This window comes from Dehalococcoidia bacterium, assembly GCA_041653995.1.
GTDB lineage: Bacteria > Chloroflexota > Dehalococcoidia > GIF9 > UBA5629 > CAIMUM01.
The window spans coordinates 335,867-347,900 of record JBAZEK010000003.1; the positions used below are offsets into that span (position 1 = coordinate 335,867).

Below are 12,034 nucleotides of genomic sequence, written 5' to 3' on the forward strand. Positions count from 1 at the left end.
GTTATGGTACAGTCTGAGAACGAGGAGAACCATGGTTTAACTTCGACGTCACAGCCACTGAAAATGGAAGATCAACGGGAGTCGATTCTGCCTGACGAATATACATCTGCTTACGGCGAAGAGTTGTCAAGCACTTTGAATCTAGACACATGGCAAAGTAGTGATGATCTGGCAGGTCTGTATGCTCGGCTAGAAGAAGAAATAAAAGAAGCAGTACATCGCGAGGACGAGATGCGCCTCCGCATTCGACAGAGCGTTTTCCCCGCATTACGAAATAGAGTTGGGGCACCTCCGAACGCCGGCGTTTATCAAGGTACGATTGACCAAATTGAGAAAGTTCATTGTGGATACCTCTTCAATGGGCTGGTAGAAGCATGCGACGGTAATTATATCCCCTATGATACTCTTCCGTTGACGATTGTGCAGATAGGGATTTCACTCGTATCGTACAAGGGAAACCAAGGTTCATGGGTGCATCGGCTTTTCAGGCGAGATCTTCGCGTAGGCGGGGGCAATCCCGTTGACGATGCTCTAAATCTATTAGAGCGTCGTCAACATCGGACTGGTTTTGATGCTGAAAGCTCAAGAGATCGATTGACTACTCTTGGAACGCGCGGGATCATGGCTTATGCTGAGCGCGCGGTCCTTTTAAAACGTTCTAATGCACTGTGGAGGATGGGGCATGGCAATCCAGCTCCCTATGAAATCTTAACCGGTTCCGGCATGGTCGAACTAATTGATCAGGGTCTCGATATTCTTAATAAACTGATCCTGGAACATGAGCGATTCATCTTCGTGCCCAGCGCTCCGGCAAATCGCATGCTGCTAACTGTAGGTAATGCCTTGCGCCCCCTAGAATATGCCATCATCGATACTTCTGAGGATGATATCACTCGTATACTGAACCGTGGCCACTATCGCGGATCTTGGAAGAAGGCGGTAGCTAAGCTCGAGCAATTCGCTAAGGAAGCTGGACCTAAGATCGTGGTAGGTGTCTTCCGAGCTACACCAATGGGTCCGGCCCATATGTTCTATGCTCACGCAGCACACGCACATGAAGCAGCTCTCATAGCTATGGCTGACAGCATTCTTCAGGAGCATAGGGGGTTCCCTATGCTTATTACATTGGCAGATACCGTTTGCGGTGCCATTTTTGGCACCGAATCATTGGTTCCTCAGATCCAAGTAGCCTATGGAGAGACTAACGCACCTTTCAGATACCAAACGGAACGACAAACACGTCATTAGTAAAAACATAAGGAGAACAACATGGAAAACATAAAAACCAGTAATGACCCTGAGATCGAACAAGTTGATGCCGTGCCCCATGCGGCACTCGAATCCATGACGAAAGAAATCAATGATGCCGGTGGCGAATGGAAAGGCAATCCAGACGACCAGGGCGCTATTGGCTGGACATCTTTCGATTCGCCATCCAGCGATGATGGCACAGTTACGGTCCTGTTACCGAAGGATACGATTCTAGAACTCCCGCACCAGTCTCTGGTTAGGGTGAGAAGCCGTTCAGATGGCCGATCGTATCTAGGGGCTGTAGTTAAGGGGCCCTTTGCTGAGCCAAATGGCCTCCGTCCTGATGCACCTGTTGTCGTCACAGCGACAGTGCGTGGTCGTGGTAACATTCTTATGTCCGATTATCACGGTCGATTACAGATTGAACTTATAGGGGAAGAACTGGCGGACGGTGGAGTTCTACCGCCTAGACGCCGACCCCTACCTAATAGTCCAGTGTTTCCCTTGTCCTCTGAAGAAACATCGCGGGTATTACGTACCGCAGGAGATATCCGCCTTGGCATCGCCGAAAGCCATGATGACATCGAGGTCAGGGTACCCGCAACTAAGTCAGTTCTACCACGCCACCTAGGTGTACTTGGAACTACTGGCAGTGGCAAATCTACAACTGTATCTGGAATGGTTCAGCAATTACAACAGGCTGGAATTGCTTGCGTCTTTTTAGATACGGAAGGCGAGTACACCGCTATTAACGAGGCCACCATTGACTCGCAAATGCTAGGAGCTTTATCCCGTCGGAGTTTAAAGCCAGGAGGAGTTAACAAAACTAATATTTACCATCTTGTAGGACGAGAGACAGCGAATCCTGCACACCCACGCGTAAGTTCATTCCGACTGAATTTCTCCGAACTATCACCTTATACGATAAAGGAAATCATGGACTTGACTGGTCCTCAGGAACAACGTTTCCTCCAAGCTTTCGATGTCTGCAAGCTTTTATTACGTGAGCTGGGAGTCTACCCGGCGCATGGCAATCGTAGTGAAGAGCAAGAAGCACTTGAGTTAGATGAATTGGAAACAGGCTATCCTCGTATGACATTATCCCATCTTATCGATATTGCCAGCATCTGCCATGACACTGCTGCGAAAGCTTCAAACGAGCCTAACCCTTACAATGCTGTTTTCAGAGATCATATCGAGCAGGTAAAACAACGTACTCAGGCGGTCCGACCCGATATCCAGATAAGCTGGCGTGCACTGGTCGGCAAACTGTGGCGGCTTCATCGCCTTCGTATCTTCGATAATGGTGATGCTCCCAGCCTCCCATATGCTGAAATGTTGAGGTCAGGTCAGGTTTCAATAATCGACTTAAGCGATACCGATTCGCCTGAACTTCGAAACCTAGCAATCGCCCAACTCCTAAAAGGCGTACAACGCCAACAAGAGGAGAGCTACCGTGCCGCCGTGACAGCAGGCCAACCTCCTGTGCCAACGATTGTTTTTATTGAAGAGGCTCACGAATTCTTATCGACTGAGCGAATTAAGGATATGCCGATTCTTTTCCAGCAGGTGGCACGCATTGCACGACGAGGAAGGAAGCGTTGGCTGGGATTGGTCTTTGTCACGCAACTCCCGCAGCATTTGCCTGACGAAGTATTAGGACTCATTAATAATTGGGTCCTACACAAAATCGGAGACGCTAATGTAGTAAATCGCCTTCGCCGCTCCATCGGAGGCATCGATGAAAGTCTTTGGAATAGACTGCCAGCCCTTGCTGCTGGTCAAGCTGTTATTTCATTTACCAGCTTATCTAGGCCGCTTTTAGTGGCCATAGATCCAACACCCTGTAAACTTCTTATGGTCGACTAGTATAATGAAAATCTCAATTACCATGCTATCACGCAATCCAGAATCCCAGGTTAGGCGTAAGGTGACTTAGAATTGAATGGAAATAGGTGGTATTAGTATGCAGGCAGTCTTCTTTGGCAGAGTACGTGAATATGTTGATGCTGAAAGAAATCGTAGCTTGTACAGATCACTTCCACAAAGATTCAGTGAAGTATATGGTGGGGACGCACCGGCAGGTCAGAATTCTACCTGGAGAGGCTCATTGCCAGAATATAGGAGGCAGAATGGCAGATGAAGGAAGGATTGAACTTGTCGATATGGAAACCATCACCTATTAATGTCACGGATTTGCGTGACTTACTTAGCGACTGATCATTGACTGAGAGGAGGGCTTTTATCAAGAGTTTTGTCAGGGCGGCTATGGTAAAAGATTTCGTGGTAAGCATAGAGTATTCTTTGTCAATGCTAATAACAGGACCTAAAAAGGAAAATATTGGGGCTCAAACTATCGGACATATTTGGTGGAGCTGAGGGGATTCGAACCCCTTACCTTCTGACTGCCAGTCAGACGCTCTCCCAATTGAGCTACAGCCCCGCGACAGATGATAAATCTATCAAAAAGCAGCGATAAAGGCAAATCCCGCCCGTTCACTTCCTGCCGTAAATAATGCCGATGGAGCCCACCATAAAGGGCAGCTTGAGCGGCCCGGGTATGAAATCAGCGTTGCTGGTGTTCACAAACCTGACATCGTCGACGCCCCAGTCCTTGATCTCCTCCACTAGCTCGTCGATATTACCGTACAACTTCTTTACCGGGAACAAGTCCTGAAAGGCGAAATGTCCTCCCTTCTTCACGGTGCGCAAGGCCTCTTTGACCACATCCCTCTTATTTTTCGCATCCTTCACCTCGTGGAATACGAAGTTGCTGACGGCCACGTCGAATGCCCCGTCCGCAAATGGCAGTTCCACCGCGCTGGCTTTCCGGAATTTTGTCCTATCAGCAACGCCTTCAATGGACGCGTTCTTCTCGCAGGAAGCCTGCGAATAGTCCCACTTGCCCTCCCAGTAGTCGATGCCGGTGATCTCGGCCTGCGGGTGCTTCACAGCCAGATGTATTGCCAGCGCGCCGTTGCCGCAGCCGATGTCCAGCGCCTTCCCCTTGCCATCCCACTCCAGCCTGGCCAACACAAACTCGCGTATCCTGGCCTGTATGTTCCCGCCGGCAGGCGAGAACTCGTAATAAGCGTAGGCGAAATAGGCTGTGATAATGAGAAAGGGCAGGGCTATGAAGAGGAAATAATACGAGAAAAAGCTGAGCGCCAGAAATATGATTGCCAGAATGCCGGGAAACCAGATAAGCCGCTTCGAGACCCAGTTGCCATAGTCGGCCTTAGATTCTCCGGGGGAAGATGATTTCATATAATTTCTCCATATCTATTGAACGCCGGACGGTTGCAGCCAGGTCGTCGTAGGCCTTCTCCCTGTCAGGCGCCTCTCCCGTGGGCGCCGGCAGGTTGCGCTGCGAACACAGATTATTCACCAGCCTGCGCGTGAACTCGGCGTTGTTGAACACACCGTGCATGTAGCTGCCGAACACCAGGCCTGTGCGGTCCATACCGCCCTCATCGTAGCCGGAGGGAGTACTAACTGACTCCGTGATCTTGAACACAAAATCGGACTTCTGCCCGCGGCTCCTGCCCATGTGTATCTCGTAGCCGGTCACCTCCACTCCCCGCATGCCGGCCAACAATCCCCTGCCGGCCTCAACCTTCCCCTTCACCTGCGAGGTGATCTTGTCTGCCTCAAATACAGTGCTGAAATCCAGCAGTCCCAGACCTTCGGCCTCCGACACTTCGGACTCGGCCTTCACGGGATCGGTGACCTTCCTGCCCAGCATCTGGTAGCCGCCGCACATGCCGAAGACCGGCGTGCCGGACTTCGCCTTCTCGACTATTTTCTTCGCCAATCCCGTGAGATGCAGGAACTGCAGGTCGGAGATGGTGCCCTTGGTGCCCGGCAGTATGATCAGATCGGGATCGCCCAGCTTATCGACCGAGGCGGCGTAGCGCACATTGCAGTACGCCTCCAGCGGATCGAAGTCGTCGAAGTTGGAGATGTGCGGCAGACGTATGATGCAGACGTCGGGGCACCCCTCCCGGAAATGGGCGCGGCGCTCGTCCAAATAGACCGAGTCCTCCTGCGCCACCGCCAGGTTGCGCATATAGGGGATGACGCCCAGCACGGGACGCCTGCACTTGCTCTCGATAAAGTCGATGCCGGGCTGCAATAACGAAATGTCTCCGCGGAATTTGTTGATGACCAGACCCTTGATGCGGTTGCGCTGCCGCGGAGGCAGCAGCTGCAGCGTGCCCACGACTGAGGCGAATACGCCGCCCTTATCGATATCGCCAACCAGTATAACCGGCGCGCGCGCCAGCTCGGCGATGCGCATGTTGGCGATCTCGCGGTCCATCAGATTGACCTCGGCCGGACTGCCCGCTCCCTCGATGACCACCACATCGTAGTCTCTTTTCAGCTTCGCCAGCGACTTCGAAATAACCGGCAGCAGCTTATGGTTGTCCCTGTAATACTCCGCGGCATGGGTGACGCTCTGCGCTACACCCAGCACCACAACCTGCGAGGTGGCGTCGGCCTGCGGTTTGAGCAATACGGGATTCATATCCACGGTCGGCTCAATGCCCGCGGCCTCTGCCTGCACGGCCTGCGCGCGTCCGATCTCACCACCATCTTTAGTGACGAAGGAGTTGAGCGCCATGTTCTGGGACTTGAAGGGCGCGACTTTATAGCCGTCCTGTTTGAGGATGCGGCAGAGCGCGGCCACCAGGACGCTCTTGCCCGCGGAGGAGGCGGTGCCCTGCACCATCAGCGTCCGGGCCGTCATGTCACACCGCTCTGCTGTCTGGGGAACCATTCGTGGACTAAAGGACGGTACCAGCGGTCCTTGCGGTATTCCGAGGCTATTAAAATTATGTCCAGCAGCCACCACACGCCCAAACCTCCTAGCGTGACCAGCTTGAGCCAGCCGGCTTTGTACCTACCGATGTAGAACCTGTCCAGGCCGAACCAGCCCAGGAAGAAGGCCAGCAGCAGTGCGATGTACCAGCTGCGCGGCGCCGGCGGTTTGCTCATACGGGCAACTGCCCTCCCAGAAGCTCGATCAATACATGTAACCCGTAATACCCGGCCACCGACAGCAATATGTTTTTAAGGCATTTGCCGGCCGCGCAGAGCAGCAGAAAACGCCACCAGCCGAAGTGCATCATGCCCGCGATGGCCGTGAAGGGATAGAAAAGCGGGTTCAGCAGGGCGGACATGATGAAGACCGACAGCGCGCCACGCGTCTTGATCCACGTCCTGAACCTGTCCATCACACGATGGTCCAGCGCGTGAAAGGCTTTGGCGCTGCTCAGCCCGGTCATATAGACCACCATTGAGCCGACGGCCTCCCCGGCCCCGGCGATCAGCCCGACCAGCACCGGATTCAATACCGCTCCCAGGGTAAACACGATGAACAGGTTGGGCACCGGCACGAAGAGGGTACAATCGGCCAGGAAGCTCACGATGAAAACACCGATGTAGCCGTAGCGGGCGAACTTGACGAACTCCGGCCAGTAAAGAACCACCAGCACGCAGAAGGCCGCGGTCAGTATGATCGAGACCGCCAGCAGCGCATAGTCCCTCGCCGTCCGGCGCTCCTGCACCTGTCCGAATACAATGGTGGAGTTGCCCAATTATTTAGCGGTCCTGCCCCTCTTTTTCTTGCGGGCGCCGGCGGTCGACTCGTCCTCGCCACCATCAGCGGAGACGCTACCGACCACCGCGAAGGCCAGGGCGTCGTTCTCGACCGCAACCCTGACGCGGTCGCCATCCTTGACCTCGCCCGATATGATCTTGCTGGAGAGAGGGTTCTCGATGTAGCGCTGGATGGCCCGCCGCAGCGGACGCGCGCCGTATTCGGGATCATACTCCTTGCGGAAGACCCACTCTTTAGCCTCGTCCGTCAGCTCCAGCACGATGCCGCGGTCGGCCAGCAGCTTGTCCACCTCTTTGACCAGCAGGTCGATGATCTGCTTGAGGTTGGCCTCGTTGAGCGGATGGAAGATGATGATCTCGTCTATCCTGTTGAGGAACTCGGGCCGGAAGGTCTTCTTGAGGTCGCCCTCCAGAACCACCTTGAGCCTGGCCCACTCATCCTTCTCCTCTTTGGACTGCTTCTCGGACGGCACGTTGAAGCCGATCAGCCTGTGCGCCTGCTTGCGGAACTCCTGCATGCCCAGGTTGGAGGTCATGATGATCACAGTCTCCTTGAAGCTGACCGTACGGCCGTGGCTGTCGGTCAGACGGCCGTCCTCCAGTATCTGCAAAAGTATGTTGAAGACGTCGGGATGCGCCTTCTCGATCTCGTCGAAGAGTATCACGCGGAAGGGACGCCTGCGCACGGCCTCGGTCAGCTGCCCGGCGTCGTCGAATCCGATGTAGCCCGGGGGAGCGCCGATCAGGCGCGAGACGGTGTGCTTCTCCATGTACTCGGACATGTCGACGCGTATCATGGCGTCCTCATCGTCGAAGAGGAACTGCGCCAGCGCCTTGGCCAGCTCGGTCTTGCCCACGCCGGTGGGACCCAGGAAGATGAAGCTGCCGATGGGACGGCGCGGGTCCTTGAGTCCGGCGCGGCCGCGGCGGACGGCCTCGGACACGGCGGAGATGGCCTCCTGCTGGTCCACGATGCGCTCGTGCAGCCGGTCCTCCATGTGTATCAGCTTCTCGGCCTCGCTCTCCTTCATGGTGGAGACGGGCACGCCCGTCTGCTTGGCCACCAGCTCGGCGATGGTCTCATCGTCCACCTCGTTGTCTATCTTCTTCTCGGCCATCCATTTGTCCCTGGCTTTCTTGCAGTCCTCCTCGATTTGCAGACGTTCGGCCTTGATGCCGGCCGCCTTCTCGTACTCCGAGCGCTGCGAGGCCGCGGCCTCCTCGTCGGTCAGCTGCTGTATCTTCTGCTCCTGCTGCTTGATCTCGGGCGGCAGGCTCTCCATGTCGATGCGCAGCTTGCTGGCCGCCTCGTCGATCAGGTCGATGGCCTTGTCCGGCAAAAAGCGCTCTGTTATATATCTCTTGCTCAATTTAACGGCCGCCTCGATGGCGGAATCGGAGATCTTGACCTTGTGGTGCGCCTCGTAGCGGGGCCGCAGACCCTTGAGCATCTGTATGGTGGCCTCCACGCTGGGCTCACCCACGAAAACCGGCTGCAGACGGCGCTCCAGCGCTTTGTCCGGCTCGATGTGCTTGCGGTACTCGTCCAGCGTGGTGGCGCCCACGCACTGCAGCTCGCCGCGCGCCAGCGCCGGCTTCAACATGTTGCTGGCGTCGATGGCGCCCTCGGCCGCCCCCGCGCCCACCACGGTGTGCATCTCGTCTATAAATAATATGACGTCGCCCCTGGACTGCCTGACCTCGTCCATGACGGCCTTGAGCCGCTCCTCGAACTCGCCGCGGAACTTGCTGCCGGCCACCAGCGCTCCCATGTCCAGCGCGATGACCTTGCGGCCCTTGAGCGAGTCGGGCACATCGCCCGCCACGATCTTGAGCGCCAGCCCCTCGGCCACGGCCGTCTTGCCCACGCCGGCCTCGCCGATGAGGACGGGATTGTTCTTGGTGCGGCGTATCAGCACCTGCATTACGCGCTTGATCTCGTCGTCGCGCTCGATCACGGGATCGAGTTTGCCCTGGCGCGCCAGCTCGGTCAGGTCGCGGCCGTACTTCTCCAGCGACCTGTATTTGTTCTCGGCCCGCGGATCGTCCACGCGGTGGCTTCCGCGCACGCTCAGCAGGGCCTGGTAGATCTTCTCCTGGTCGATGCCGAACTCCTTGAGAATCTCGACCGAGTCGCCGCTGCCCTCGCTGGAGATGGCGATCAGCAGGTGCTCGACGCTGACGTACTCGTCGTTGAGGCGGTCGGACTCGCCCACCGCCGCCTGCAGAACCTGCGCCACGCGCGGCGTGGGATAGATCTGTATGCCGCCGATGGCGGTCTTGGGCTGCTCGCCGATCTTGGGATAGTTGTCCAGCACGTCGCCGACGCGCTTCTTCATGGCGGTCACGTTGACGTTAAGCTTCTTGAGTATCTCGGCCGCCAGGCCTTTCTGCTGCTCCAGCAGCGCCAGAAAGATGTGCTCCACGTCCCACATGGAGTTGCGGAAACGGCTGACCAGCTGCTGCGAAGCGCCCAGAACCTCCTGGGCCTGTTCGGTAAAACGTTCCTGTCTCATAGTTTATTTAGTGACGGCTGCTTCCTCGGCGATGAGCTTATCGCGGTAAGCCAGAACGAGAGGGCAGTCCGGACCCTGGCAGCGGGCGATTCTGGACTTGATGTCGCGGGGCAAATTCCTGCCCGCTCCCCCGGACCCCGCCAGCTTGTACCTGTCGCACCAGGTGCACGAATAGGTCCAGTCGCCGTGTATCATGACGGTGACGTAGTCGTCCACCCTGTCGCAGGATATGGTGGTGGCGGTGATCTGCCAGCCTGCCGGCTGGCGGCCCATCCCGGCCTCAGCCATCCTTAACCTCCTGTTTCGATTTCTTTGCGGCCGGCGCCGCTTTCCTGTATTTACGCAGCTCGGACTCGAGCTCATCGATCCTGTGCTGCATCTCGGACATACGCCGGCTTAACTTTATAATGACCTCCACGCCGGCCATGTTGATGCCCATGTCCTCCATGAGCACCTTGATATGGCGCAGGCGCTGGATCTCGGCCTCGGAGTAATAGCGGATGTTGCCCTCCGAACGGTAGGGCTTGACCGCACCCAGCTTCTCGTAATAGCGCAGCGTATGGACCTCGCAGCCCAGTATCCTGGCCGCGATGCTGATCACGTACTTGGGTTCATTAGTTTCTCGAGGCATTTTATCTTATCACCTCATAGATTCAACTTCAATATCAGTTGGGCCTCATCGACCTGAACTGCTCAAAGAGGGCCCGTTCCTTGTCGTTTAAGCTGGTGGGGAGCACCACCGCAACTTTTGCCAGCATGTCGCCGCGGCTGCCGCCGTCCAGGCGGGGCATGCCCTGCTTTGACAGCTTGAAGACCTTGCCGTTCTGCGTCTCGGGCGGTATGCGCAGGGCCAGCTTGCTGCCCCGCAGCGTGGGCACCTGTACCTCGCCGCCCAGCACGGCCGAAGCCAGCGAGACAGGCACTTCCACCATCAGGTCATCGCCCTCACGCTTGAACATGGGATGCGGCGCGACCTTGATAATCAGATAGAGGTCGCCGGGCGAGCCGCCCATGCCCTGCTCACCCTCGCCGGCGATGCGCACCTTGGAGCCGTCCTTTACGCCGGCGGGTATCTTGACCTCCAGGCGGCGCGGCTTGATCACACGTCCGCCTCCGCGGCAGGTCTGGCAAACGCCGGTCTTGGTGCGGCCCATGCCCTGGCAGGACGGGCAGGGCTGTTCGGACTGCAGCTCCATCACACGCCTGGTGCCGTTGAAGGCCTCCTCGAGCGTGACTTCCACAGGATGCTCGATATCCTGTCCGCGCCTGGACGCGCGCCTCCCACCGGCCCTGGCGCCACCCTGTCCGAAACCCTTGAACAGGCTCTCGAAGACCTCGTTGAGATCGCCCATGTCGCCGGTCTCGTAGGTGGTGAAGGGCGTACCGCCGCCCTGGCGGCCGGAACCCTGATACTGCTGCCGGGCCTGCTGACGCGCGCGGGCGAAGGCCTCCTGGTTCTCGAAATCGGACCCGTACTGGTCGAACTTCCTGCGCTTGTCCGCGTCGGACAGCACCTCGAAAGCCTCGTTGATCTCCTTGAAGCGGGCCTCCGCAGCCTTGTCCCCCGGATTGACGTCCGGATGGTACTTGCGCGCCATCTTGCGGTAGGCCGATTTCACATCCTTGTCGGGGGCATTCCTGGGTATCCCGAGTATACTGTAATAATCTTTTCCTGCCATTTTTCACCCCGGCCATAATTATAGTTATAGCGCCGGAACTCTGTCAAAACTGGTCAAATAATTCTAATATTATTAATTATACTACTTGACAAAATATTTTAGGAATTTTACAGTTTGTGGTGAAGATGGGCAAACCGAGGCTGACCGGATTGAAAACGAAGAGGCTAAAAGCTAACTATCGCAGCCCGCTGCAGGCCCGATGATCTCGATCAACTGGCCCAGCATCCAGGCCGTGGCGCCCCAGATGAAGCGGCCGTCCAGCTCGTAAGAGAACATCTCCACCTTGATATCGCCGAAGGTATAGTTCTCCGATTTCCTGACAGCCCGGTTCATCAGGTCGTCCAGCGGCAGCGAGAAGACCTCCCGGACTTCGAATTTATCCACAGTGTAATCGTACGGGTACGGTATCACGCCTACGAAGGGAACTATGTGATAGAAGGAGGTAAGCGTGGCTGCGTCGTCCAGCTCGCCCAGTATCTCGACGTCCGACTCTTTGAGCCCGATCTCCTCGCGGCTCTCGCGCAGAGCCGTCTCCAGTATGGAGCGGTCATCCTCATGACGCCCGCCTCCCGGGAAGGATATCTGGCCCTTGTGGTGGTGCAGGTGGTCGGTCCGCTTGGTGAAGAGTATATGGCACCTGCCGTCCTTCTCAAACAGTGGAATCAATACGGCCGACGGGGTGAGGCCGTCGGTGCTGATGGTCTTCTTCTCACGCGCGGCCAGCGCCCGCCTGATCTCCTCTTTCATGGGTTTTTAAATCATACATCCGACAGCCGAAGCACGACAAATCATTGCGCCCCGGCAGTGCCGCATATGACAGGATTGCTGTCAGGTATTCCAGGCCGGCTGTTATGACTTCAATCGTTATATCTCTGCCGTCTTGATATGTATATAAATCCTAATACCAGGGAGACGAAAATCAGGGCGCAGCTGACGAACAGGATGAGGTTGGCATCAACGATCTCC

The 12,034-nt window shown here is 56.4% G+C and carries 11 protein-coding genes and 1 tRNA gene; 2 read left to right on the forward strand and 10 right to left on the reverse strand.

Going from position 1 to position 12,034, the window contains the following annotated elements; genetic code table 11:
* The first annotated feature begins 3 nt into the window (after positions 1-3).
* Positions 4-1,248, forward strand: a complete 1,245-nt coding sequence (locus tag WC359_10715; GenBank protein MFA5400904.1) for a hypothetical protein — start codon at positions 4-6, stop codon at positions 1,246-1,248.
* Positions 1,249-1,269: 21 nt separating this feature from the next.
* Positions 1,270-3,120, forward strand: coding sequence for an ATP-binding protein (locus WC359_10720; GenBank protein MFA5400905.1), 1,851 nt, complete (start codon positions 1,270-1,272; stop codon positions 3,118-3,120).
* Between the two features lie 498 nt (positions 3,121-3,618).
* On the opposite strand, the gene WC359_10725 is transcribed toward WC359_10720, so the two are convergent.
* The 10 genes from WC359_10725 to WC359_10770 form a co-directional block, all read right to left on the reverse strand.
* Positions 3,619-3,694 (reverse strand) — tRNA-Ala (locus WC359_10725).
* A gap of 53 nt (positions 3,695-3,747) precedes the next feature.
* Entirely contained in the window at positions 3,748-4,518 is a 771-nt protein-coding gene (locus WC359_10730) for a class I SAM-dependent methyltransferase (protein ID MFA5400906.1), read from the reverse strand.
* A complete protein-coding gene (locus WC359_10735; protein ID MFA5400907.1) occupies positions 4,490-6,001 on the reverse strand; it encodes a cobyric acid synthase in 1,512 nt (503 codons plus the stop codon). The genes WC359_10730 and WC359_10735 overlap by 29 nt, the downstream gene beginning before the upstream one ends.
* Complete coding sequence (locus WC359_10740) at positions 5,998-6,249, reverse strand: TM2 domain-containing protein (GenBank protein ID MFA5400908.1); 252 nt, start codon at positions 6,247-6,249, stop codon at positions 5,998-6,000. Before WC359_10740 ends, WC359_10735 begins: the two co-directional genes overlap by 4 nt.
* Complete coding sequence (locus tag WC359_10745; GenBank protein ID MFA5400909.1) at positions 6,246-6,851, reverse strand: VTT domain-containing protein; 606 nt, start codon at positions 6,849-6,851, stop codon at positions 6,246-6,248. The genes WC359_10740 and WC359_10745 overlap by 4 nt, the downstream gene beginning before the upstream one ends.
* The gene (locus tag WC359_10750) at positions 6,852-9,389 is read right to left on the reverse strand and encodes an AAA family ATPase (protein MFA5400910.1); all 2,538 of its coding nucleotides are present in this window, start codon (positions 9,387-9,389) and stop codon (positions 6,852-6,854) included. It abuts the gene before it with no gap.
* 3 nt (positions 9,390-9,392) lie between these two features.
* Positions 9,393-9,677, reverse strand: a complete 285-nt coding sequence (locus WC359_10755) for a hypothetical protein (GenBank protein ID MFA5400911.1) — start codon at positions 9,675-9,677, stop codon at positions 9,393-9,395.
* A complete protein-coding gene (locus WC359_10760; GenBank protein MFA5400912.1) occupies positions 9,670-10,020 on the reverse strand; it encodes a MerR family transcriptional regulator in 351 nt (116 codons plus the stop codon). Before WC359_10760 ends, WC359_10755 begins: the two co-directional genes overlap by 8 nt.
* A gap of 34 nt (positions 10,021-10,054) precedes the next feature.
* Positions 10,055-11,068, reverse strand: coding sequence for a DnaJ C-terminal domain-containing protein (locus WC359_10765; protein MFA5400913.1), 1,014 nt, complete (start codon positions 11,066-11,068; stop codon positions 10,055-10,057).
* A gap of 171 nt (positions 11,069-11,239) precedes the next feature.
* A complete protein-coding gene (locus tag WC359_10770; GenBank protein MFA5400914.1) occupies positions 11,240-11,815 on the reverse strand; it encodes a CoA pyrophosphatase in 576 nt (191 codons plus the stop codon).
* Between the last annotated feature and the right edge of the window lie 219 nt (positions 11,816-12,034).

Coding starts and splice junctions, on each gene's coding strand:
- WC359_10770 (MFA5400914.1), bottom strand. CDS start 11,815: ATGAAAGAGGAGATCAGGCGGGCGCTGGCCGCGCGTGAGAAGAAGACC.
- WC359_10755 (MFA5400911.1), bottom strand. CDS start 9,677: ATGGCTGAGGCCGGGATGGGCCGCCAGCCGGCAGGCTGGCAGATCACC.
- WC359_10715 (MFA5400904.1), top strand. CDS start 4: ATGGTACAGTCTGAGAACGAGGAGAACCATGGTTTAACTTCGACGTCA.
- WC359_10720 (MFA5400905.1), top strand. CDS start 1,270: ATGGAAAACATAAAAACCAGTAATGACCCTGAGATCGAACAAGTTGAT.
- WC359_10735 (MFA5400907.1), bottom strand. CDS start 6,001: ATGACGGCCCGGACGCTGATGGTGCAGGGCACCGCCTCCTCCGCGGGC.
- WC359_10750 (MFA5400910.1), bottom strand. CDS start 9,389: ATGAGACAGGAACGTTTTACCGAACAGGCCCAGGAGGTTCTGGGCGCT.
- WC359_10740 (MFA5400908.1), bottom strand. CDS start 6,249: ATGAGCAAACCGCCGGCGCCGCGCAGCTGGTACATCGCACTGCTGCTG.
- WC359_10765 (MFA5400913.1), bottom strand. CDS start 11,068: ATGGCAGGAAAAGATTATTACAGTATACTCGGGATACCCAGGAATGCC.
- WC359_10760 (MFA5400912.1), bottom strand. CDS start 10,020: ATGCCTCGAGAAACTAATGAACCCAAGTACGTGATCAGCATCGCGGCC.
- WC359_10730 (MFA5400906.1), bottom strand. CDS start 4,518: ATGAAATCATCTTCCCCCGGAGAATCTAAGGCCGACTATGGCAACTGG.